The following is a 23335-nucleotide window of genomic DNA, read 5'->3' as shown; positions in this document are numbered from 1 at the left end:
ACGCGATGAGCCAGGCGGCGCAGAATCTGAACTGGTTGATCACCAACTTCGTGGACAACACCCCCGGGGTGTCCCACACGGTGGTGGTCTCCGCCGACGGACTCCTGCTGGCCATGTCCGAAGGATTCCCCCGCGACCGCGCCGACCAGCTGGCGGCGGTCGCATCCGGACTGACCTCGCTGACCGCGGGCGCGTCCCGGATCTTCGAGGGCGGACCCGTCGCGCAGACCGTGGTGGAGATGGAGCGCGGCTTCCTCTTCCTGATGTCCGTCTCCGACGGCTCCTCGCTGGCCGTGCTCGCCCACCCCGAGTGCGACATCGGCCTCGTGGGCTACGAGATGGCGCTGCTGGTCGACCGGGCCGGCAGCGTGCTCACCCCGGATCTCCGTGCGGAGCTCCAGGGCAGCCTGCTCCACTAGCGGTCACGTACACCGGACACCCGACCGACCGACCGACACCGACAGGGCGGTACGCCCCTCCGTACCGCTCTGCGCACCGTTCACCGTCCGGCCGCCCCACCCGGCCCCCCACCGGCCCCATCAGACGGCAGAAGTCTTGCTGTCACGCCCGGAGGATTCATGACCCCGCCCCCCGCCTCTCACGATCCGTACGGCGCCTCAGTCGACGAGTACGGACATGAGGGCGACCAGCCGCTGGTGCGTCCTTACGCGATGACCGGCGGCCGGACCCGGCCGCGCTACCAGCTCGCCATCGAGGCACTGGTCAGCACCACGGCCGACCCGGCACACCTCGCCACGCTCCTGCCGGAGCACCAGCGGATCTGCCACCTCTGCCGCGAGGTCAAGTCGGTGGCCGAGGTGTCGGCCCTCCTGTCGATGCCGCTCGGCGTCGCCCGGATCCTCGTGGCCGACCTGGCGGAGGCCGGCATGGTGGCGATCCACCAGCCGGGCAACGGAGAGACCGGCGGCACGCCGGACGTGACACTGCTCGAAAGGGTGCTCAGTGGACTTCGCAAGCTCTAGCGGCGGCGCGGCCAGATCGACCACCAGCGCGAAGATCGTGGTGGCGGGCGGCTTCGGCGTGGGCAAGACCACGTTCGTCGGCGCCGTCTCGGAGATCAACCCGCTGCGTACCGAAGCCGTCATGACCTCCGCGTCGGCCGGCATCGACGATCTGACGCACACCGGTGGCAAGACGACGACGACCGTCGCCATGGACTTCGGCCGCATCACGCTCGACCAGGACCTGATCCTGTACCTGTTCGGCACCCCCGGACAGGACCGCTTCTGGTTCATGTGGGACGACCTGGTCCGCGGCGCCATCGGCGCCGTCGTCCTCGTCGACACCCGCCGCCTCGCCGACTGCTTCCCCGCCGTCGACTACTTCGAGAACTCCGGCCTCCCCTTCGTCATCGCCCTCAACGGCTTCGACGGAGCCCAGCCCTACCAGCCCGAAGAAGTCCGCGAGGCCCTCCAGATCGGCCCGGACACCCCCATCATCACCACCGACGCCCGCCACCGCGCCGACGCCAAGAGCGCCCTCATCACGCTCGTCGAGCACGCCCTCATGGCACGGCTCAAGTAGAGGATCGGGCCAGGACAGTTGTCATATGCCTCCGTCGGGGGCGGTCTGTGTCGTTCGACACGGCCGCCCTCGCGTTCATAACATTTCGACAGAGAATTGGGGCGCCTCGGACACCCGACGCATCCGATCGGTGTCGCTGCGCTCACCTGAGCCCCGCCATTTGGCGGGGCTCGCTCTTTATGCCCGTTTTATGTGAGGCCTGGACCACTGGAAGAGGCCGCTTCCCACTGTTTGGAACGGACCCCCTTCACGTGCTGCAATTCATGAACTCCCGAGTAGTACGGCCCTGAACGAAACACCGGCACAACGTAGGTGCCGACGCCGAGAGGTTGTTGGTCGAGTGAGGCGAAGCAAGGAAAGCTCCGCGGAGCAGGAGACGCGGGGCAACTTCACGCCGCCGTCGCGTACAGCGGTGTCGCCCGCGGACGTTCCCGTGACGCCGCCCCCCACAGAGGCACCCAAGGGAAGCTCCAGCAAGCTGTCGCCCCGCAACTGGCGGGTGCCCACCCGTCTGAACGCGATCCTCTGCATACCCGTGCTCGTCGGCCTCGTCATGGGCAGCTTCCAGGTCAAGTCGGCGATCGACACCTGGCAGGAGGCGCAGGACGCCGAGAAGACGGCGCTCATCGTGCGCGCCGCCTCGGAGTACGGCACCGCCCTGCTCAACGAGCGCGACCTCACCGCGGGCCCGCTGCTCGTCGCGAAGACCCCCGAGGACCGCAAGGTCGACGACGTCACCCGGGCGTACGCCGCGACGGACGCCGCCAAGGCGAAGTTCGACGAGGCCGTCAAGGACATGCCGTCGGGCCAGGGCCTGGAGCGCCGCCTGCGGCTGTTCCAGGACGAGGAGCCCAAGCTGGAGACGCTGCGCAAGGCCGCGTACACCCGCTCCCTCGACCCGGTGAACACGCAGCTCGGCTACACGGGCGTGCAGCACTACCTGATGGAGTTCTCCAACGAGCTCGGCCTGGGCACCGGCAACATCACCAGCTACGGCCGCACGGTCTACGCGATCCAGCTCTCGAAGGGCGCGGAGTCCCTCCAGCGCTCCATCGGTACGCAGCTCCTGGTCCGGCCCAGCCACGGCGAGGCCGTCTTCGCCCAGCAGTCGGTGGCGTTCAACTCGTACAACTACCTGGAGCAGATCGCCCTCGGCGAGTTCAACTCCGGCGGTCTGCCCGAGGACGTCGAGCTGCTCAAGAAGGTCATGGCCGGCAAGGCCGCCGACGGCGAGAAGAAGATGGCCGCGGCCGGCGTCGAGCTCCCCAAGGGCAAGGACGGCTCCGTCTACTCCGGCGTGGCCTCCCAGATCGGCACCGCCAAGAGCGCCGAGGGCATCGCGGACCTGAAGGGCAAGGGCATCACGCCCGAGACCTGGATGGCCGTCGCCACCGCCAAGTTCGACGGCTACAGCGAGGTCGAGAAGACCCTCGTCGACAAGGCCGTGACCGAGGCCGCCGACATCTCCGACGAGGCCAAGACCGACGCCTGGGTCAACGGCGGCATCGTCGTCGTCGCCCTGCTGGCCGCTTTCATCCTCGCCGGGATGATGGCGCGCCAGATGAGCCGCTCGATGCGCCAGCTGCGGACCGCCGCCTTCGGCATCGCCGAGCAGCGCCTGCCGATGCTCGTCGACCAGCTCTCCCGTACGGAGCCGGGCCGGGTCGACACCCGCGTCCAGCCCATCCCGATCGACTCGCAGGACGAGATCGGCGAGGTCGCCCGCGCCTTCGACCAGGTCCACCGCGAGGCCGTCCGGCTCGCCGCCGAGCAGGCCATGCTCCGCGGCAACGTCAACGCGATCTTCACCAACCTCTCGCGCCGCAACCAGTCGCTGATCGAGGGCCAGCTGACCCTCATCACCGACCTGGAGAACAACGAGGCCGACCCGGACCAGCTGGAGAACCTCTTCCGCCTGGACCACCTGGCCACCCGTATGCGCCGCAACGGCGAGAACCTCCTCGTCCTCGCCGGCGAGGAGCCGGGCCGCCGCTGGGACCAGCCGGTCCCGCTGGTCGACGTCATGCGCGCCGCCTCCTCCGAGGTGGAGCAGTACGAGCGCATCGAGCTGGCCGGCGTGCCGGAGGCCGAGATCCACGGCCAGGCCGTGACCGACCTCGTGCACCTGCTCGCCGAGCTCCTGGAGAACGCCACCACGTTCTCCTCCCCGCAGACCAAGGTGCGCGTCACCGCGACCCGTCTCCCCGACGGCCGCGTGATGGTCGAGATCCACGACAAGGGCATCGGCCTCACCGCCGAGGACTTCGCGGACATCAACCACAAGCTGGCGAACCCGCCGACCGTGGACGCCGCCGTCTCGCAGCGCATGGGCCTCTTCGTGGTCGGCCGGCTCGCCGACCGGCACGGCATCCGGGTCCAGCTCCGCCCCTCGGGCGAGCAGGCCGGGACGACCTCGCTGGTCATGCTGCCGGACGCGATCACGCACGGTGGCGGCGGCGAGCAGCCGCTCCAGGACGACTTCACCGTCTCTCAGATCATGCCGCAGCAGCAGCCGAACGCCTTCGAGGCCGCTCCGCCGCAGCAGATGCTCACCGCGGCCGACCTCGGCTTCGACGACTCGCGCTACGAGCAGCCGGCCGAGGAGGAGCGTCAGCTCGACCCGGTCAACCGCTCGCTCCAGCGCGGGGGGCGGCGTGCCGCCCTGGAGGCCCAGGCGCAGGGCGGCGACACCCCGCCCTTCCAGGAGGAGGCGGAGCAGTACGACCGGGCCCAGGAGTACGACCAGGGCCAGGAGTACGGGCAGCAGCAGGCGCAGGAGTACCCGGCGGAGCAGCAGTACCAGGCGGAGCAGCAGTACCAGGGGGAGCAGCAGTACCCGGCTCAGGAGTACGGCCAGGAGTACGCGGCCGGCTACCCGCAGCAGGACGGCTACGCCTACCCGCAGCAGGGCTACGAGACGTACCCGCAGCAGGGCTATGCGGAAGGCTCGTACGAGACCTCGGGAACCGAACACCAGCAGTACGACAATGCGTTCGATCCCCAGTCCCACCAGGCACAGTGGCCCGATCAGAGCGCGTACCAGGGTGGCTACGGGCAGGATTTCGGAGCGGAATCGGAATCTGCTCCGAGCGCTCCCGAACAGGCCCCCGAGCGCGTAGGCTTCGACCGTCCGGGTCCGACCGCGAGTCCCTCCCCGGACGCCGGACACGCGCTGACAGACGCAGGTCTGCCGCGCCGCGGCAGCGTCGCCCCGCCGACGCAGCAGGTGCCGCAGCAGGCGCCGCAGCAGCCGAAGCCCGCGCAGCCGGTGCAGCAGCAGGACGAAGCCGAAGGCTCCGACGCATGGCGCTCGACCAACGACGAGCGCTGGCAGCGGGCCGGCAAGCTCAAGGACCCCAAGGCGGGCGGGGTCACCTCGTCCGGTCTTCCCCGGCGGGTCCCGAAGGCCAACCTGGTCGAGGGCACGGCTGAGCAGACTCCGCAGGGCGGCCCCCAGGTCTCCCGCGCCCCCGAGGACGTACGGGGCAGGTTGAGCAACCTGCGCCGGGGCGTCCAGCAGGGACGCAACGCGGGAACGGACACGAACGGATCGGGCCTCGGCCCGGGCAGTACCTACAACCAGGAGCGTTAGTGTGAGCATGAGCCAGGCGGCGCAGAATCTGAACTGGTTGATCACCAACTTCGTGGACAACACCCCCGGGGTGTCGCACACGGTGGTGGTCTCCGCCGACGGACTCCTGCTGGCGATGTCCGAGGGCTTCCCTCGTGACCGCGCCGACCAGCTGGCGGCCGTCGCCTCCGGACTGACCTCGCTGACCGCGGGCGCGTCCAGGATCTTCGAGGGTGGTGCGGTCAACCAGACCGTGGTGGAGATGGAGCGCGGCTTCCTCTTCATCATGTCGGTCTCGGACGGCTCCTCGCTGGCCGTCCTCGCGCACCCGGAGGCCGACATCGGTCTCGTGGGCTACGAGATGGCCCTGCTCGTGGACCGCGCGGGCACCGTCCTGACACCTGACCTCCGGGCGGAACTTCAGGGAAGTCTGCTCAACTAACAGACGGACAGTGCGTTTCGTGCCACCGCACCGTAAGGTGCGGTGGCGCGGTTCAAGGGACATGGACCGCGAGGCAGTCGGAGGAGGAGACGTGGGTACACCCCCGGGCGCGAGCCCTTACAACGGTTATGGCGCGCACCAGGCGCCGCTGGGCGACGCCGCGCAGAACCGGTTCAACTTTCCCTCCACCCCGAGCAGACAGGGCGTGTCGCAGCCCTACGCGCAGCCTCAGGTCCCGTCGGCCGCGGGTTCGCCGTCCGCCTCGCGCGGGCCGTCCTCCTCGGGCGGCTCCGGTGGGCACAACCCGCTGGTGCGTCCGTACGCGATGACCGGTGGCCGGACCCGGCCGCGTTACCAGCTCGCCATCGAGGCGCTGGTCAGTACGACGGCCGATCCGGCCCGGCTGCAGGGGCAGTTGCCCGAGCACCAGCGGATCTGCCGGCTCTGCTTCGAGATCAAGTCGGTCGCGGAGATCTCGGCACTTCTCTCCATTCCCCTCGGCGTCGCCCGAATCCTCGTCGCCGACCTGGCCGAGGCCGGACTCGTCGCCATCCACCAGCCGGGCGGCGACGAGGCCGCCGGCGGTCAGCCAGACGTGACACTGCTCGAAAGGGTGCTCAGTGGACTTCGCAAGCTCTAGCGGCGGCGCGGCCCGTTCAACCACCAGCGCGAAGATCGTGGTGGCGGGCGGCTTCGGCGTGGGCAAGACCACGTTCGTCGGCGCCGTCTCGGAGATCAACCCGCTGCGTACCGAAGCCGTCATGACCTCCGCCTCCGCGGGCATCGACGACCTCACCCACACCGGCGACAAGAAGACGACGACCGTCGCCATGGACTTCGGCCGCATCACGCTCGACCAGGACCTGATCCTGTACCTGTTCGGCACCCCCGGACAGGACCGCTTCTGGTTCATGTGGGACGACCTGGTCCGCGGCGCCATCGGCGCCGTCGTCCTCGTCGACACCCGCCGCCTCGCCGACTGCTTCCCCGCCGTCGACTACTTCGAGAACTCCGGCCTCCCCTTCGTCATCGCCCTCAACGGCTTCGACGGAGCCCAGCCCTACCAGCCCGAGGAAGTCCGCGAGGCCCTCCAGATCGGCCCGGACACCCCCATCATCACCACCGACGCCCGCCACCGCGCCGACGCCAAGAGCGCCCTCATCACGCTCGTCGAGCACGCCCTCATGGCACGCCTGCGGTAGTCCCGACGGACGCACGGCAGAAGGCCCCGCACCTCGATCGGTGCGGGGCCTTCAGCATGCCGTGGGCACTCCCCCCGCAGGGCGGAACGGGTGGGCACAACGGAACGGCGCCCTCGCGGGCGCGTCCGCCCCTGTGCCGACGGCGAAGGGCCCCGCACCGATGTCGGTGCGGGGCCCTTCGTACGGCGGTCGCGTCAGCGCCAGCTGTGGGGCGCGCGGAAGCCGTGCTCGCGCTCCAGGCGGCGCCAGCCGGCCGCGGTGCGGCCGTGCGTGGCGGTCTCGGTGGGCTGGGAGGCCGCGCGGGCGAGCAGCACCGCGGTGATGGCGGCGAGCTCCTCGGGGTCGGCGGTGCCCTTCTCGACGCGGAGAAGGTTGGCGGGGCTGGTCACGTGGATGACTCCTCTTACTGAGGCGGGTTGCCGTGCTTGCGGGACGGCAGGTCGGCGTGCTTGGTGCGGAGCATCGCGAGAGACCTGATGAGCACCTGGCGGGTGTCGGCGGGGTCGATGACGTCGTCGACCAGGCCGCGCTCCGCCGCGTAGTACGGGTGCATCAGCTCGGCCTTGTACTCCTTGACCATGCGGGCCCGCATGGCCTCGGGGTCCTCGGCCTCCGCGATCTGCTTGCGGAAGATGACGTTGGCGGCGCCTTCGGCGCCCATGACCGCGATTTCGTTGGTGGGCCAGGCGTACGTCAGGTCGGCGCCGATGGACTGGGAGTCCATCACGATGTATGCGCCGCCGTAGGCCTTGCGCAGGATCAGGGAGATCCGGGGCACGGTCGCGTTGCAGTACGCGTACAGCAGCTTCGCGCCGTGCCTGATGATTCCACCGTGCTCCTGGTCGACGCCCGGCAGGAAGCCGGGTACGTCCAGAAGGGTGATGATCGGAATGTTGAAGGCGTCGCACATCTGCACGAAGCGCGCGGCCTTCTCGGACGCCTCGATGTCGAGGACGCCGGCGAGCGACTGGGGCTGGTTGGCGACGATGCCGACGACCTGGCCGTCGAGCCGGGCCAGCGCGCAGATGATGTTGCGGGCCCAGCGCTCGTGGATCTCCAGGTAGTCGCCGTCGTCGACGAGCTCCTCGATGACCTTGTGCATGTCGTACGGGCGGTTGCCGTCGGCGGGCACGAGGTCGAGGAGGACGTCGGAGCGGCGGTCGGCCGGGTCCTCGGAGGCGACGGTCGGCGGGTTCTCGCGGTTGTTCTGCGGGAGCATCGAGAGGAGGTAGCGGACCTCGGCGATGCAGGTCTCCTCGTCGTCGTACGCGAAGTGCGCGACGCCCGAGGTCTCGGCGTGCACGTCGGCGCCGCCGAGGCCGTTCTGGGTGATCTCCTCACCGGTGACCGCCTTGACGACGTCCGGACCGGTGATGAACATCTGCGAGGTCTCGCGGACCATGAAGACGAAGTCCGTCAGGGCGGGGCTGTAGGCCGCGCCGCCGGCGCACGGGCCGAGCATCACCGAGATCTGCGGGATGACGCCCGAGGCCTTGGTGTTGCGCTGGAAGATGCCGCCGTAGCCGGCGAGCGCGGAGACGCCCTCCTGGATGCGGGCGCCGGCGCCGTCGTTCAGGGAGACCAGCGGGGCACCGGCCGCGATGGCCATGTCCATGATCTTGTGGATCTTCGTGGCGTGGGCCTCGCCCAGCGCGCCGCCGAAGATCCGGAAGTCGTGCGCGTACACGAAGACCGTGCGGCCCTCGACCGTGCCCCAGCCGGTGATGACACCGTCGGTGTACGGCTTCTTGGCCTCCAGGCCGAAGCCCTGGGCGCGGTGCCTGCGCAGCTGCTCGACCTCGTTGAAGGAACCCGGGTCGACGAGCAGCTCGATGCGCTCGCGCGCGGTCAGCTTGCCCTTCGCGTGCTGCGCCTCGGTCGCGCGCTCACTCGGGCCACGCAGCGCCTGCTCGCGCAGGACGTGCAGCTCGGCCACTCGGCCACGGGCGTCGGCGGGCTCGCTCGGGATCTGGTCCACAACGGTCATGTACCGACCCTACGAAGTCACACAAGGAAACCCCGCCGTCGACTCCGTACAGTCTCGCGTGTCGAATCCTGGTGGGGCTGGACAGAACCCTGCCCCGTCCAGCCCGAGTCAACAGCCAGACACCCCCCGTGTTTGTGGGGTGTCGACATAGACCTAGAGGAGGACCTCGCAACCGTGGGTCGCGCCCCCGGTACCCGGGGTGACGCGAAGCCGCAGCGTGGACCCGGTGGCGAGGACCTCCACCGAGGGGTCGTGGCGCACCACGCGGCGGACGGGGTGGTTCCACACCAGCTCCAGGGGCTGTCCGGTGCGGAGCGGCTCGGACACCCTCAGGTCGAGCACGGAGCGGCGGCGCCGGACGAGGACGCTCGCGGGCGCGGTGACCGTGAGGGGCCCCACCGTACCGGCCTGCCAGAAGTTCGCCGCGGTCAGTCCGAGGGACGGGACCGCGATCGCCTGCCGCTCGGCGGTGTTGTCGAGAACGTGCAGCCAGCCGCGGTCGGCGGCACGGGCGGCGAGCGTGCGCCGGGAGGCGCCCGGCATGAGGAGGTACGCGTACGAGGCGGCCACCGGGTCGGTGCCGTGGTCCAGCCAGAGGGTCTGGTAGCGGCGGGTGCGGCGCTCGGTGGAGCTGGTGGTGTTGATGTCGCTCCAGGCGCCGGTGCGGTCCTCGCGCAGGGTGCGGAGGTCTCCGGCGCCGGCCGGGAAGACCCAGCCGCCGTGCCCCTCCAGGTGCGCCCAGCGCTCGCCGGTGGTGAAGGCCTGGGTGCCCGCCTCCCCCAGGAGGCGGTTGTCGACGACCGTCTCGACGGGCACGCCGTCGCTCGCGGTGATCCCCGCGCCGAGGCAGACGACCGCGTCCGCGGCGCAGAACCAGGACTTGCGGGCCTCCAGGGTGGAGCCGAGGCCCTTGAGGTGCTGGCCGACGGCCGCGTACTCGCCGTCGGTGGCCCCGCCGACCCAGCGGACGGCCGGCCTGGCTGCGCCCCACTCGCCGCCCGCCCGGTCGGCGAGGCGCTTGGTGGAGACGGTGGTGCCGGGAAGGCGGTACGGGTCGACGGTGGGCCAGAACCAGTCGGTGTACTGGTCGCCGAGGTCCGGAGTCCACCAGGAGAGCATTCCGGCGCCGGTGTGCCAGCCGCGCGGGTTCTCGCCGTTGCCGCACTCGTAGTACGTGATCCGGTTCGAGGCCATCGCGAGGTTCGCGGCCCAGCCGGGGCGGCGGTGGACGGCCCGGTCCATGGCGGCGAAGAGCCGGTGGCCGGTGGGTTCGGGGGCAGCGGGGACGGGGGCGGCGGCCACGGCGTGCAGCCGGGCGAGGTCGGCGACGCCGAACTGGCGGGCGGCGAGGATCGGGGAGACGGTGTCGCGCTCGATCCAGCCCTTCACGCGCGCGTGCCACCGGTCCCGCTCGGCGGCGGACGCCCCGCCCGCGAGGAGGGCGACGGCGGCGATGACGCCCTGGCCGTGGAAGTGGTCGGAGCGCATGATCCGCCGGTCGTCGTTCTTGAGGAAGCCGCGGCTGATGGCGCGCCCGTTGACGCTGTCCATCATCAGGCCGTCGTAGATCAGGGGCGCGTAGGCCTTCTCGACGCTGTCAAGGACGATCTGCCGGTTCGGGTCGGTGACGGCCCAGGTGGATCCGGCGAGGAGGGAGAAGAGCCGGCCGAGGCCGTCGAGCATGACCTGACCGTAGGTGCCGGAGTAGGCGACCCAGGTGTGCTGGACGAAGGAGCCGTCGGCGTAGAGGCCGTCGCCCTGGGAGACGTACGGGAAGACGGGCGAGAGGGCGTCCCGGGCGAGGGCGATCTTGGCGGGATTCGCGCCGAGGACCCCGCGCAGCGCGACCGAGCGGCAGAGGTCGACGCGGTTGGCGCCGGTGGAGGTGCCGGAGTAGTCCAGGAGGACCGAGTCGGGCACGAAGTGGTCGACGGCGGCGCAGGCGGCGGCGATCCGCTCGGCGCCGAGGCGGGGGTGGAGCGCGGCCACGACGTCCATGAGGAGGCGGGGGCTGCCGATCTGCCACTCCCACCAGTTGCCGTAGCGCGGGGCGCCCGCGCGGTAGACCGTGGCGGAGAGGTGGTCGAGGCCGCGCAGCACGTCGGCGAGGAGGCCCTCGTCGCCGGTGAGGCCGGTGCCGGGCTGTGCGTACGCCTGGGTCATGGTCCACAGGCGGCTGTAGCTCTGGGTGATGCCGGCCGGCGGGTCGAAGGGGGCGTCGGGCCAGAGCGAGCCGGCGGTGGCGGCCATGCCCGCGCGGAAGGTGCGCGCGAGCGTGCCCGTCTCGGCCAGCCGGCCGGCGTAGGGCTCGGCCCCGGCGTCGAAGCCGGAGCCGAGCTGGAGGTCGAGCCAGCGGAGCCGCAGTGTCTCGAACTCGTCCGCCGCGTCGGCCGCGTGGGCCCGGGGGGCGAGTGCGAGGGCGGCCGCGGCGGCGGCTGTCGTGCTCAGGAAGGTGCGGCGGGACCAGAGGGGCAGGGACACGGGAGCCTCCCGGGGGAAGTGGTGGAGAGCCGGTCGGCGCCCGGTGTAACACCCTGTTTCCGACGCAATCAATGAGCACAGCAAGCGCTTACCGCATTGCGGTTCCCGTCAGCTGCCGCAGTGGAGGCGGGCGCTCCCCCAGTCCGCGTGGTCGTTGCCGTTGCCGTCGCCGCCGTCGCCGACCACCAGGTCGACGTAGGAGGCGCCGGTGACGTCGGCGGTGAGCGACCAGGCGGGGTCCGCGGCCTTGAGGACCGGGGACTTCACCTTCTCCGCGCCGTCCGCGAGGACGCTGAACTGCACGCTGCCGCGGCTGGTCTGGACGTCGTCCACCCCGACCTCGGCGGTGAGCGAGGTGCACCGGCCGCCGAGGTAGTAGCGGACCTTGGCCGGTGCGTGGGTGCCCAGGCCCTTGGCGTGCGCCACGCCGCCGATCCGCAGCGGGGAGCCGTCCCCGGTGCCGGTCTCGCCGTTGGAGAGGTCGCGCTCGACGGGTCCCCAGCCGTTCTCCGCCGAGGTCCAGTCGAGGTCGCTGACCCAGCTGTCGGTGGTGGGCGGCGGGGGCAGGGTGCGGACGGTGGCGGCGGCGGTGAGCTTCCGCTCCCCTCCCCCGACGCCGTACGTGACGGTGGCGCCCAGCGGGTACGACCGGTAGGCCGCGTCCGCCGGCGGTGTCACCTGCCAGGTGGCGGTGGCCTTGGCGCCCGGGGCGACCGTGCCGAGGCCGACGGGCGCGGCGGGTTCGGCGGTCCAGCCCTCGGGGAGGGCGAGGACGGCCAGGGCGCCGGTGACGTCGGTGGCCTCGTCGTTGCCGAAGGTGGCCGTGACCTGGTTCGGGCGGCCCGGCTCCAGCGTCTCGGGTGCGGTGACGGTGAGCGTGCCGCAGGCGGCGCGCTCGGCGGACGGGCCGAGGTCGGTGACGGTGAAGCCGTCGAGGGCGAAGTCGGCGCCCTCCGGGGCGTCCCCGCGCTTGCGCAGGCCGGTCCAGGTGTCGCCACAGCCGGCGGTGACGGTCTCGGCGAAGTGGCCGGTGGTCCGCTGCTGCCCGATCGGGGTGCGGCGGGTCTCGACGGCCGCCCCGGTGCCGCCGGTGCGGTCGTAGCCGGTGACCCACTCGTACGCGCCGGCGTGGCTGGACTGGTAGTCGTACTCCACGCGGTAGTCGTGGCCGTCCTTCATCGGGACGGTCCAGGGTGCGGTCCGGTAGACGAGTCCGCTGTTCTCGTCGTGCGACTTGAGGCTCTCGGCGCCGTCGATGACGTCGTCGATCAGCTTTCCGTTCCAGCCCGCCCGGGTGTACGGGGCGTGCAGCTGGGCGATGTGGGTGCGCGGGTCGGTGGTGCCGCCGGCGTCGCCCTTGAGGAAGGGCCCCCAGCCCTGGTCGACGGCCTCGAAGTCCTCGTACGAGACCGGTCCGGCCTTCGTCGCGGGGGCATCGGGCACGATCCGCACGTCGTCGATCCGGACGGTCGCCGTGCTGCCGCCGGCGGCCTGGATCCGCAGCGGGACGGTGCCGGAGGCGGGCGCGGTGAAGGTGACCCTGGCGCGCTGGAGGCGGGTGCCGTTCCAGTCGGAGGCGGCGACCCGGTCCTCCAGGGAGGAGCGCTCGACGGTGACGGAGGCGGCGCCGGCGGAGAGGGTGGTCGGGCGGGTCTTCCCGGGCTCGACCTCGACGAGGGCGGAGGCGGTGTACCGCTTGCCGGGGGTGAGGCGGGTGATCTGCTGCCGGACCGAGGCGGTGGCGGTGCCGCCGAGCTTCGCGCTGTTGCGGCCCTGGTCGTCGGTGTCACGGGTGACGGTGCCGGCCTTGGTCCAGGCGCCGAGCTTCGCGTCGTTGAAGCCGGGGTCCTTCACCGGGGTGCCCTGGCCCCAGCGCGGGGCGGCCTGGGCGGGGGCGCTGTCGGGGTAGAGGACGTAGGGCTGTCCGGCGACGGCGTCGAGGGTGATCCGTCCGCCGGAGGGGCGTACGGTCGCGGTCCTCACGCGGCCGTTGTCGGTCAGCTTGTACACGGTGTACGCGCGCGTGCCGCCGGGGACGGCCCAACTGGTCGTGCCGCCGGACTTGTTGTAGTGGTAGAGCTTCTTGCCGCCGTCCCAGGGGAGCAGGTAGCCGTCGCCGTCGAGGACCTTGCGGCCGTTCTCGTAGAAGGTGCGGCGGCCGTTCTCGACGGTGCCGCGGACGCCGCCGGTGAAGGTGATGTCGGTGCCGTTCCAGCGGGTGATCTTCTGCTGCTGGAGGTACTTGGCGGGCAGGTTCCGCTGCCAGATGTTGGCGGAGAAGGCGTTCCAGTCGGTCTCGCCGGTCCAGCCCTCGAAGTCGACCAGGGCGGTCTGGCCGAGGACCGGGTCGTTGTTCCAGACGTCCTTCTCGCCGTTGCGGATGAAGCGGATGATCTGCGAGTTGAGGCCCTTGTTGGTGGCGCCGCCGTAGTCGAGGTCGTTGGCCCAGTGGGACCAGAGGGAGGCCCGCTCGAACTTCTCGGCCCACTCCGTGGCGACGTTCCAGCCCTGCCCCTGGACGGCCTGCATCGTCTTGTCGGCGATCCAGCCGTGCGTGTAGTAGACGTCGATGTAGATCATCGACAGGTTGGGGTCGGTCTCGTCGCGGAGCTGCTGGAAGCGGCGGGCGAGGTCGCCGCTGTTCACGTCCCTGCGCTGGTCGATGTAGTAGCTCTGGTTGAGCCAGTTCCAGCCGGGCCTGCTCTTGTCGACGAGGGTCTCGCTGAAGTTCTTCGCCTCGGGGTACGCCTCGGTGGCGTTCACGTGGACGCCGAAGCCGGCGCCCCACTTCCTGCCCTCGCGGAGCAGGGTGTTGAGGTCGGCGAGGCCGCCGGCCCGCTTGTTGTAGTTGCCGCCGTAGTCGGGGTGGGCCGAGTCGTGGCCCTCGGAGGCGTACCCCTTGAGCAGCGCGAACTGGCCGAGTCCGTCCGTGGAGAGCGAGATCCGCTTGACGTCGTCGAGGGTACGCAGGAAGGGGTGGGTGGCCTGGGACGCGAAGTTGAACGGGATGTGGGCGACGACCCGGTCCGGCGTCTGCTCGCTGCCGGGGGCCTTGATCCCGATGGCACGGAAGGCGACGGCGCCGTCCTGCCAGTCGGTGGTGCCGTCGGCGTTGGCGTCGGGGGTGACGACGACCTTGGCCCAGGGCAGGTTGTCGCCGCTCTCGGGCTTCGGGGCTCCTTCGCCGCGGTAGGTCCACTGGCCGGACCAGACGCCGACGCGGGTCTCCGTGCCGTTCTTCCGGGCCTGGTGCCAGAAGCGGGCGCCGTCGCGGGCGGAGGCGCCGGAGGGCTTGTCGTAGCTGGAGTTGGACTCGACGGCGGCGGCGAGCTGCCCGGTGTTGACGATCGCGTAGCTCGCGCCGACCGGGTTCGCCTCGGCGGCGGTGGCGTCGGTGACCCGGCCGAAGACGTCGGCGGTACGGGTGGAGTCCGGGTCCAGCCGGGTGAAGGCGGTCGCGGCGCCGGTGTCCGACGAGCCGACGGAGACCAGGTCGTGGCCGGGCACGTCGATGGTGCCGACGCGGAAGGCCTCGGTGTCGCGGACGGCGGTCACCTTGAAGGTGGTGGTCCGGCCGTCCACGCTCAGCCGGGCGTCGATCTCGACGCCGGGCAGGTCGGGGAAGGCCAGGGTGTACGCGGCGGAGCCGGCGGTCAGGACGGGGGCGGCCTTGACCTGGACGGCGTGGGCGGTGCCGTTCAGCACGACCCGCGTGACCGGGGCCGTACTGCCGAGGAGACGGGCTCCGCTCGCGCGGTCGGTGTACGACAGGACGCGGGGGAAGTCCTCGGCGACGGCGACGGAGAGCTGCCCGGAGCCGATGACGGGGCCGGCGGCCGTGGCCGCGGGGGACGTGGGGGCGGCGGCCGTGCCGGCGTCGGCGAGGGCGGGCCCGGACAGGGCGAACACCGTGGCCGACGCGGCCGCGAGCGCACAGGCCGCACGGAGTCTGGAGGTGAGGGGGAGGGACATGCGGACCAGTCAGCCGCGCCCCGGCGGCACCGTCAACGAGATCGCGCCGTGCGGGCCTCTCCAGTCCAAGAACCCCCTTCGGTTAGTCCAAGTGGACCGCCGAAGGGGGGCCTTGGGGAGCGGTGCGGTCGACCTTGGGGAGCGGTGCGGGTCGGCCTTGGGGAGCGGTGCGGTCGGCCTTGGGGAGCGGTGCGGGTCAGCAGCCGCCGCAGTTGTAGAAGGTCACGTCCCAGTGGTTGCCCTCGTCGGCGTAGACGTTGCCCGCGCCGGACTTCCACTGCGGGGCTCCGTCACCGCGCAGACCGATGTAGGTGAAGGTGTTCTTCACGTAGTTGGTCACGCAGGTGGCCTTGCCGAAGTCGAGCTTGTAGCCGTTCCAGTGCGAGTAGGTGCCGCTCGCGTGGCCGGTCTCGGTGCCGCCGGTGATGTTGAGGGCGCAGCCGCTGGCGCTCCTGAGGGTCTGGGCGCCCTGCGCCGTGGCGAGGTTGAGCTGCTCGAAGGACGTGCAGGTGGGGTTGTTGCGGTCCGAGCAGCCGCCGGACGAGGACCAGGTGATCCCGGAGGAGCGGAACATCGAGGTCGCGGTGGCGTGGCTGATCTTGGTGACCGCGTGGGCGTCGGTGGCGGTGGAGAGGGCGCCGAATCCGGGGGCGAAGAGGGCGCCCAGGACGAGGGCGACTGCGGTGAGGACGGAGCGGAGCTTCACGGGGGTTGCCTCCTGCTGGTGACCGTGTCGGGTGGGACGGCTGTGCAGGTGGTGCTCGTCGCGCAGGGAGATGGTGCCGTAGTTCTACGCGCGTCCGCCAGAGGGCGTCGGTGTCGGTGTGACGCCGTTCGGGTGAACAGCCTCCATAGATGTTGAATGTTGAACGGAATAGGGCTACAGTCGTTCTCGTTGAAGGTTCAACAAACACCGACAAGGAGCACGTCATGGGTCTCTTCGGCCGCAAGAACACCGAGTCCGCCGCCACCACCGCCACCGCCACCGCCACCCTGCCGGTCGACCCGGCCCTGGCCGCGCTGACCGGCGACTACACCATCGACCCGGCGCACAGCAGCATCGGCTTCACCGTCCGTCACGCGATGGTCACCAACGTCCGCGGTACCTTCGCCGAGCACGAGGGCGCGCTGAAGCTCGACGGCTCGAACCCCCACGCCTCCTCCGCCTCGATCGACGTCAAGATCGCTTCCATCGACACCGGCATCGGCGACCGCGACGGCCACCTGCGCAGCGGTGACTTCTTCGACGCCGAGCAGTTCCCCCTGATGACCTTCCGCTCCACGGGCGCCGAGCAGCTGGGCGGCGACAAGTACCGGATCAACGGCGACCTGACGATCAAGGACGTCACCAAGCCGCTCGCCATCGACCTGGAGTTCAACGGCACCGCGACGGACGTCTACGGCAACGAGCGCGTCGGCTTCGAGGGCTCCGCCGAGATCCTGCGCTCGGCGTGGGGCCTGACCTGGAACGCGGCCCTGGAGACGGGTGGCGTCATGGTCAGCGACAAGGTCAAGCTGAACTTCGACATCTCCGCGATCAAGAACGCCGCCTGATCCCTTCCGGCCCCCCGGACACACGAGCGCGCCCGCCCTCCGCAGCAGCGGAAGGCGGGCGCTCGGCGTTCCCCGGCCCGGAGGTTCAGCCGCGCTTCTCGGCGGCGGCCCGGAAGGCGAGAGTGGTCCTCGCGTCCTCGGCGAGGTCGCCGTCGCCCGCCGGCGCCCCTGTCTGTGGCACGCACGTCACCGCGGCCTCGGCGAGCGGGAGGGGCGCGGCGGACCCGCGGCGGTGACGATCTCGCATCGCCCGGCACCGCGATCGCGCAGGTCAGACGGCCTTCGTCGCCGCCTCGACGACCGCCTGGACCAGCCGGTCGTTCTCGGGGGCGCCCGGGCCGGCCAGGAAGCCGAAGCGGCGGCGGGCGTAGCTGTAGGCGAGGCCGGTGGCCGGGTCGGCGAAGGCCTGCGAGCCGGGGGCGCCGCTGTGACCGATCGCGGTGGGGCCCAGGGACGGGTAGCGGGTGGCGAGCGGGACGAAGCCGAGGCCGAAGGCGTTCTCCGCGCCCGTGACGAGGTCGGTCCCCTTCGAGTGGATCCGGGCGAACTCGGCCAGGGTGCCGGGGGCGAGGAGCGGAGGGCGGCCGTCGAGCTCGCCGGCGATCGCCGCGTACATCCGGGAGAGGCCGCGGGCGGAGCCGATGCCCCCGCCGGAGAGCGGGGCCTGGGCGCGGACGGCCCGGGAGTTGGCGTACGCGACGTCGTCGAACGGCGGATCGGCGTGGAGGTTGAACGCGATCGCCAGGAAGCTGTCCGGTGCGATCGGGTTCTCGGCGAGGACGGCCTGCTGGGCCGGGGTGGGCAGGAGCGGGAGGGCCGTACGGAAGCGGGGTTCGAGCTCCTCGGGCAGGCCGAGGTAGTAGTCGAGGGCGTACGGGGCGCGGACCCGCTCCTCGTACAGCTCCTGGGCCGTGCGGCCGGTGGCCCGCAGCACCACCTCGCCGACGAGGGCGCCGATGACCGTGCCGTGGTAGCCGTGGGCGGTGTCCGGCTCCCAGAAGGGGCGCTGCCCGGCGAGGCGCGCGGCGATGAGACGGTCGTCGGCGATCTCCTCGGGCGTGAGGCCGTCGTCCGCGCCGATCACTCCGGACCGGTGGGACAGCACCTGCCGCAGGGTGACCCTCTCCTTGCCCTCCGCGGCGAACTCGGGCCACCAGGAGGCGACCTCGCGGTCCAGGTCGAGGACGCCGTCCTGGACGAGGAGGGCGACGACCAGGGCCATGGCGCCCTTGGAGGAGGAGTAGAGCCCGAGCAGGGAGTCTCCGTCGACGCCGTCACCGCCCCAGAGGTCGACGACGAGCCGGCCGTGGTGGTGGACGGCGAGCTGCGCGCCGCCGTCCCGGGCCTCGTTCGCGGCGACCCCCGCGAACACCTCTCGTACGGACTCGAACCCGGGCTCCACCGTGCCGTGGACGTCGGTCATGACGCTGCTCCCCCTGTGTGTCGCTGTCGCCTTGAGACAGCAGAACGATCAAGGGAGGGATTCTCTTCCCGTCCGCGGGAGTTCGGCACGCCGCCTGGGGGTCGAGCGGGCGGCCGGCTTGCGCTCGGACACCTCGAAACCGCTGGTCAACCCCCCTGTCAGTGGCGGCCGCTAGCGTCGTCGGCATGGAATTCCGTATCGACAGCGCCGTGTTGACCGACGCCGTGGCCTGGGCCGCGCGCGTGCTGCCGGCCCGCTCCCCGATGCCCGTCCTCGGCGGTCTGCTCCTGGAGGCGGGCCCCGGCGGACTGCGCGTCTCAGGCCTCGACCACGAGGCCTCGGCCCGTGTCGAGGTCGAGGCCGACACCGCCGTCGAGGGCCGGGCGCTGGTCCTCGGTCGGCGTCTGCTCGACATCTGCAAGGTGCTGCCCAAGGGCGTCACCGAGCTCGCCGTGGAGGGCGCCCGCCTCTCGGTGACCTCGGGCGACGCCCGCTTCGGCCTGTCCCTGCTGCCACTCGACGACTACCCGGCCGCGCCCGCGCTGCCCGCGGTGCGCGGACTCGTGGACGGGGACGCCTTCGCGGCGGCGGTCGGCCAGGTCGCCGTGGCCGCGGGCCGGGACGACTCGCTGCCCGTCCTGACCGGGATACGGCTGGCCCTGGACGGCGCCACCCTGACCCTGGCCGCCACCGACCGCTACCGGTACGCGGTCCGCACCCTGGAGTGGCGGCCGGAGGCCGGCGCCCCTGCGGAGGGTGCGGACGTGGTCGTGCCGGCCCGCCGGCTCACCGAGATCGCCCGCTCCCTCGCCGGCGCGGGCCCGGCGCGCCTCGCCCTCGACTCCGGCTCCCTCGGCTTCGAGAGCGCGGGCACCCGCACCACCACGCGGCTGCTCGACGGCCGGCTGCCCCGCCACGACAAGCTCTTCGCCCTGGGCGAGCACGCCCTCGCGGTCACCGGGCGGGCCCCGCTGACCGAGGCCGTCAAACGGGTCGCGGTCGTCGCGGAGGGCGACAGCCCGGTCCAGCTGGCCTTCTCCCCCACCGGCCTCCACCTCCAGGCGGGTTACGAGGACGACGTGGCCTCCCAGCACCTCCCCGCGACCCTCACGGGCTCGGAGTCCCTGACGGTCGCCTTCAACCCCGACTACCTCCTGGACGCGCTGGGCTCACTGGACTCCCCCGAGATCCGCTTCCACCTCCTGGGCCCCGGCCAGCGCGCCCTCCTCACCGACGCCCCTCAGCCCACCCACCGCCACCTCCTGATGTCGGTGAAGCCGCTGGTCTAGCACCCGCCCCGGAGGCTTCGGAGCAGCAGCAACCAGCGTGTCAGGAAGTGCCGTTGGGGCTATCCTGAGCGCCGCAGCGCGGAGTGCCATAGGTTCACTCGACGACATCATCAGGGGGATTCTTGTCGACGGATGCGGCAACATCGACGGCCGAGCACGTGCCACTCGTCCTGGTCGCCGGTTTCGCCGGCTCGGGCAAGTCGGAAGCGGGGAAGATGCTCTCCCTGGCGACGGGCTGGTCGCTGCTCGACAAGGACACCCTGACGCGTCCCCTCACCGAGTCGCTCCTGTCGGCCCTGGGCGGAGACCCCGACGACCGGCAGTCCCCGCTCTACGGGGAGCAGGTCCGCCCTCTCGAGTACGACTGTCTGATGAAGACCTGCTGGGAGAACCTGGAGCACGGGGTCCCGGTCATCGCCGTCGCTCCCTTCCTCAAGGAGGTGGCCGACACGCAGTGGATCACGCGGACGCTCCGTCGGTGCGGCCGGATCGGTGCCGGCGCCGAGATCCTGTGGGTGGACAGCGACGAGTCCTCCATGCAGGAGCGCCTGACCGCGCGCAACGCCCGCCGGGACACATGGAAGCTGGCCAACTGGCGCGAGTACCTCAGCACCATCACGCTGGACCAGCGCCCGGTGCGGGAGCACCTCCTCATCGACAACCGGGTCACCGCACCCACACCGCTGGCGGAGCAGGTCGAGGCCGCCGCGCTCACGTTGACCGCTCGTTACGGTGGGGGCACGGCATGACGGCGACCCCCACCGGCGGCGTGCTCCTCTTCGGTCCCCCGGCCGCCGGAAAGGACACCGTCAGCGCCGAACTGCACGCGCTCGACCCCCGGTTCTCCCAACTGGTCAAGGTGAAGGTCGGCTCCGGACGCTCCACCGGATACCGGATGGCCTCGGAGTCCCAGCTCGCCGAACTGAGGCATGCCGGGCGGATCGTCCTGGAGACCGAGCGCTACGGGAACACCTACGCCGTCGACCGCGCCGACCTCGACGCCCTGCGGGCCGCGGGAGGCGTTCCTGTGGTGCACGTCGGCAGCCTCGCGCACCTCAGGTCGTTCCTGGCAGCGGTGGACGAACCGTGGCTGTCCGTCCTGCTGTGGCTGCCACGGGCCGAGTGCGCGCGCAGGTCGGCGGGGCGGGGCGACCGCGACACCCGGGACCGTCTGTCCGTCTGGGACACGACACTCGAGGACCTGGCGGGCTCGGACCCGGACGAGAACCCCTTCCACCTCCTTCTGCGCACCGACCTGCGGCCCCCGGAGAACACGGCGAGAACCGTCCGGGAGGCCTTCGTGTCGGGCCACGCGCGGTCGGCGAGCGGGCGGGAGCTCGTCGACTTCCTCCGGCAGGAAGCACCAGCCGGCCACTGACGAGGCGGCAGGGGTGCGGTACGGCCCTGGACGGAAGCGCGTACCTGAGTCACCGGGGGGAAGAGACTCGTGATCAGCAATCTCAGAGCGCTGGCTCTGGCCGTGGGCGTGACGCCCGGCGAGGGCGACCGTGATCTGCTCGTACGGCAGCGGGACGTGGACGGTCCGCTGCATCTCGACCGCGTCTCCGCGGACCGGCTCGAACTGGTCCACGTCGACACGGCCGGAATCCTGGCGGTCCGCTCGTGCGTCATCGAGGAGCTCGTCCTCGACCACTGCGCGGCGGACGCCATCCTCATCACCAACTCGAGGATCGGGCGGCTGACCGTCCGCAACGCCCCGGCCACCTGCGAGATCTCACTCACCGAGTCGACGGCGGACGTGGTCGACGTGCACTCGTGCGGGCCGCTCCGGGTGCACAACGTCCGGGTCGCCGAATCGGTCCAGATCGCCGCCCTCCGCGGTGGCATCCGCCTCAAGGGCCTGCGGACCTCCGTACTCGCCGTCCGCAGCCAGACCTCGTCCGGACGGCGGGGGCGCCCCGATGCCCGCCTCGAGAACGTCCGGGTGACGGAGTCCCTCGTCTTCGACGACCTGTGGCTCTCCTCGCTCGCGCTCCAGGACATCGACGCGGCCTCACTGGAGCTTCGGCGGGTCCGGCTGGACGCTCCGCTGGCCGGGTCCGGTGTCCACTGCCGGGACTTCCTACGGATCAACGGCATGGTGGTGACCGGCGGGGCGGGTTGCCTCGAGGACAGCAACGTCCAGGGGATCGTCGAGGTCAAGGGCGTGCGCCGGATCGCCGCGACGGTCCCGCGGCAGCGCCCGAGGCAAGGGGGCGCCCCGGATCCGGACGGCGGACCTCCGGCGGCCGCCGAACCCCTGGAGCTGACGTTCCGCTCGTCCACCGTGTGCCGGGTCCGCGTCTCGGCCGAGGACGGGGCACCGCTCGTCGTCGGCCTGGACAACTCGGTCGTGACCGAGGCCCTGTCCATGCCGTCGGGTCCCGCCCGTTTCCGGCTGGACGGTGACTCGACAGTTCAGGAAGTCGACCTGGGCAACGCGGTGTTCCGGCGTGCCGCACATGTCAACGGCTTCCTGGAGCGCGTGTTCACCCGCGTGACGGCCAACTCCCTGGAGGCTGTTCGCGCCACGCTGGAACGGCAGCGCCGCACTTCCGAGGCGGACGAGCTGTACTACCGGATCAGGCAGCGCGAAACGGAACAGGCCCCGTGGCCGCGCCGGATCCTGGGGCACGGCGTCCTGGGCGGGATCCTCGGCTGGGGCGTCCGCGCGCGCAATCCCGCCCGGGCTCTCCTGCTCGGCATCCTGTCCACCGCGGTGGGGTTACGCCTGACGGGCGCGCCGCCCGGCCTGGGTTCGGAGAGGCTGGTGGACGTCTCCGCGGCGGCGAGGTCCCTGGCGATGGCCTGTGCGCTGTGGCTGAACGTCGGTGTCGGCGCCCCGTCCGAGGTGAAGACGTACGCCTGGACGGCGACCGCGGTGTGCTTCACGATCGGTGGAATGGTCTTCACGACGCTGACGGTCGGCATCGTGATCCGCAAGCTGGTCCGGTAGGGCCTGCCCGGTCCCTATCCGACCGGACAGGCCTTGTCCGCCTCGCCCCGTCAGGTCCCGGCGTCCCGCAGAGAGCGCAGGGCCTCGGCGATGTCGAGCGGTCGGCCACTCTCCGGTGACCACCGTTCCAGCGTCTCCGCCGCAGCGCGTACGGTCTGGGCGGGCAGGCCGGCCGCGGCCAGCAGGTCGGCCGCGTCGGCGAGGTCGGGAGCCCATCGCCAGGCGCGGTCGGCGGTCTTGGGCAGGTACTCGGTCTCCACGAGGTAGCTGCGCGTGCGCCGCCCCGCGATGTCGAGGAGCTCGTCCGTGACTCCGTACGCGTCGGCGGCACCGTACGCCAGGGCGGCGACCAGACGGGACGTCTTCTGATAGGCCGAGTAGATCAGCTTCAGGACGGAGGCCTGGCCGAGCTCCTCTCCCACCGCGCGCGCTTCGACGTCCGTACCGTCGAAGAGCCCCGCGACCCGTTCCACCGCCGCGCCCGGCCCGGCGAGGAACAGGAAGGGCGACTTGCCTCCGACGGGAGGAGACCCCACGACGGCACCGTCGACCACCGTCGCGGGCCTCAACCGGTCCGCGACGGCGGACAGCCGCGCCGGTCCCAGGGGGTTCGCCTCCACGAAGACCGTTCCCTCCGCGAGCCCGTTGACGGCGACGAGTTCCGCGACGTCCTCGGCGCCGCCAGGAGCACAGAGGGACAGCACGACGTCGGCACGGCGTATCCCGTCCGCCAGGGACACGCCTTCCAGCCCCGCCTCGTGCGCGCGCCGGCGCGTGGCGTCGCTGCGGCCCTCGGGGCACCAGAGCACGGTGATCCCGCGGGATCGAAGCTGGGCACCGACGGCGGCTCCCATGCTGCCGGGGTGCAGAAGTGTGACGACGGGCGCCATCGAGATCTCCAGAGTGCGTGGGT

At 71.5% G+C, this 23335-nt stretch carries 19 protein-coding genes; 12 read left to right on the top strand and 7 right to left on the bottom strand.

The features are described from left to right. The first annotated feature begins 5 nt into the window (after nucleotides 1-5). From ACN9MM_RS27645 to ACN9MM_RS27615, 7 genes are all read left to right on the top strand, one after another. Complete coding sequence (locus ACN9MM_RS27645) at nucleotides 6-419, top strand: roadblock/LC7 domain-containing protein (protein WP_030496942.1); 414 nt, start codon at nucleotides 6-8, stop codon at nucleotides 417-419. 159 nt (nucleotides 420-578) lie between these two features. After that, nucleotides 579-983, top strand: coding sequence for a DUF742 domain-containing protein (locus tag ACN9MM_RS27640; RefSeq protein ID WP_017235980.1), 405 nt, complete (start codon nucleotides 579-581; stop codon nucleotides 981-983). Continuing rightward, nucleotides 964-1545: a GTP-binding protein gene (locus ACN9MM_RS27635; RefSeq protein WP_017235981.1), complete on the top strand. Its 582-nt coding sequence runs from the start codon at nucleotides 964-966 to the stop codon at nucleotides 1543-1545. The genes ACN9MM_RS27640 and ACN9MM_RS27635 overlap by 20 nt, the downstream gene beginning before the upstream one ends. 340 nt (nucleotides 1546-1885) lie before the next feature. Then, nucleotides 1886-5137 carry a nitrate- and nitrite sensing domain-containing protein gene (locus tag ACN9MM_RS27630; protein WP_426366374.1) on the top strand — a complete coding sequence of 1084 codons (3252 nt, stop codon included), beginning with the start codon at nucleotides 1886-1888 and terminating at the stop codon, nucleotides 5135-5137. A gap of 7 nt (nucleotides 5138-5144) precedes the next feature. Continuing rightward, the gene (locus ACN9MM_RS27625) at nucleotides 5145-5558 is read left to right on the top strand and encodes a roadblock/LC7 domain-containing protein (RefSeq protein ID WP_056644956.1); all 414 of its coding nucleotides are present in this window, start codon (nucleotides 5145-5147) and stop codon (nucleotides 5556-5558) included. 91 nt (nucleotides 5559-5649) lie between these two features. Beyond that, nucleotides 5650-6198: a DUF742 domain-containing protein gene (locus tag ACN9MM_RS27620; protein ID WP_382866043.1), complete on the top strand. Its 549-nt coding sequence runs from the start codon at nucleotides 5650-5652 to the stop codon at nucleotides 6196-6198. Next, entirely contained in the window at nucleotides 6179-6760 is a 582-nt protein-coding gene (locus tag ACN9MM_RS27615) for a GTP-binding protein (RefSeq protein ID WP_073912790.1), read from the top strand. The genes ACN9MM_RS27620 and ACN9MM_RS27615 overlap by 20 nt, the downstream gene beginning before the upstream one ends. A gap of 194 nt (nucleotides 6761-6954) precedes the next feature. Here the strand turns inward: ACN9MM_RS27615 and ACN9MM_RS27610 are convergent, their stop codons facing one another. From ACN9MM_RS27610 to ACN9MM_RS27590, 5 genes are all read right to left on the bottom strand, one after another. Continuing rightward, on the bottom strand, nucleotides 6955-7149 hold the full coding sequence (locus tag ACN9MM_RS27610) for an acyl-CoA carboxylase subunit epsilon (protein ID WP_426366373.1): 195 nt from the start codon (nucleotides 7147-7149) through the stop codon (nucleotides 6955-6957). Between the two features lie 14 nt (nucleotides 7150-7163). Then, nucleotides 7164-8747, bottom strand: coding sequence for an acyl-CoA carboxylase subunit beta (locus ACN9MM_RS27605; protein WP_426366372.1), 1584 nt, complete (start codon nucleotides 8745-8747; stop codon nucleotides 7164-7166). 153 nt (nucleotides 8748-8900) lie between these two features. Continuing rightward, the gene (locus ACN9MM_RS27600) at nucleotides 8901-11222 is read right to left on the bottom strand and encodes a polysaccharide lyase 8 family protein (protein ID WP_426368842.1); all 2322 of its coding nucleotides are present in this window, start codon (nucleotides 11220-11222) and stop codon (nucleotides 8901-8903) included. Between the two features lie 114 nt (nucleotides 11223-11336). Further along, a complete protein-coding gene (locus tag ACN9MM_RS27595) occupies nucleotides 11337-15200 on the bottom strand; it encodes an endo-alpha-N-acetylgalactosaminidase family protein (RefSeq protein WP_426366370.1) in 3864 nt (1287 codons plus the stop codon). Between the two features lie 196 nt (nucleotides 15201-15396). After that, complete coding sequence (locus tag ACN9MM_RS27590; RefSeq protein ID WP_426366369.1) at nucleotides 15397-15906, bottom strand: hypothetical protein; 510 nt, start codon at nucleotides 15904-15906, stop codon at nucleotides 15397-15399. Between the two features lie 224 nt (nucleotides 15907-16130). On the opposite strand from ACN9MM_RS27590, the gene ACN9MM_RS27585 reads away from it, so the two are divergent. Next, nucleotides 16131-16754 (top strand): YceI family protein, encoded by a 624-nt coding sequence (locus tag ACN9MM_RS27585; RefSeq protein WP_426366368.1) that lies wholly within the window; start codon nucleotides 16131-16133, stop codon nucleotides 16752-16754. 271 nt (nucleotides 16755-17025) lie between these two features. On the opposite strand, the gene ACN9MM_RS27580 is transcribed toward ACN9MM_RS27585, so the two are convergent. Then, nucleotides 17026-18177 (bottom strand): serine hydrolase domain-containing protein, encoded by a 1152-nt coding sequence (locus tag ACN9MM_RS27580; protein WP_426366366.1) that lies wholly within the window; start codon nucleotides 18175-18177, stop codon nucleotides 17026-17028. A gap of 185 nt (nucleotides 18178-18362) precedes the next feature. Between ACN9MM_RS27580 and dnaN the strand changes: the two genes are divergently transcribed. The 4 genes from dnaN to ACN9MM_RS27560 all read left to right on the top strand — a co-directional run bounded on the left by dnaN (nucleotide 18363) and on the right by ACN9MM_RS27560 (nucleotide 22422). After that, nucleotides 18363-19466, top strand: a complete 1104-nt coding sequence (gene dnaN / locus ACN9MM_RS27575) for a DNA polymerase III subunit beta (protein WP_426366364.1) — start codon at nucleotides 18363-18365, stop codon at nucleotides 19464-19466. Nucleotides 19467-19624: 158 nt separating this feature from the next. Next, complete coding sequence (locus ACN9MM_RS27570; protein ID WP_426366362.1) at nucleotides 19625-20215, top strand: AAA family ATPase; 591 nt, start codon at nucleotides 19625-19627, stop codon at nucleotides 20213-20215. Continuing rightward, nucleotides 20212-20844 (top strand): guanylate kinase, encoded by a 633-nt coding sequence (locus ACN9MM_RS27565; protein ID WP_426366360.1) that lies wholly within the window; start codon nucleotides 20212-20214, stop codon nucleotides 20842-20844. The genes ACN9MM_RS27570 and ACN9MM_RS27565 overlap by 4 nt, the downstream gene beginning before the upstream one ends. A gap of 69 nt (nucleotides 20845-20913) precedes the next feature. After that, entirely contained in the window at nucleotides 20914-22422 is a 1509-nt protein-coding gene (locus tag ACN9MM_RS27560; RefSeq protein ID WP_426366358.1) for a hypothetical protein, read from the top strand. Between the two features lie 50 nt (nucleotides 22423-22472). Here the strand turns inward: ACN9MM_RS27560 and ACN9MM_RS27555 are convergent, their stop codons facing one another. Next, nucleotides 22473-23312 (bottom strand): DUF1932 domain-containing protein, encoded by an 840-nt coding sequence (locus tag ACN9MM_RS27555; RefSeq protein ID WP_426366356.1) that lies wholly within the window; start codon nucleotides 23310-23312, stop codon nucleotides 22473-22475. Nucleotides 23313-23335 lie beyond the last annotated feature (23 nt).

The organism is Streptomyces sp. E-08 (assembly GCF_049913095.1).
Taxonomy (GTDB): domain Bacteria; phylum Actinomycetota; class Actinomycetes; order Streptomycetales; family Streptomycetaceae; genus Streptomyces.
The sequence above is the reverse complement of the archived record's forward strand: the minus strand, read 5'-3'. Positions and strand labels throughout refer to the sequence as shown.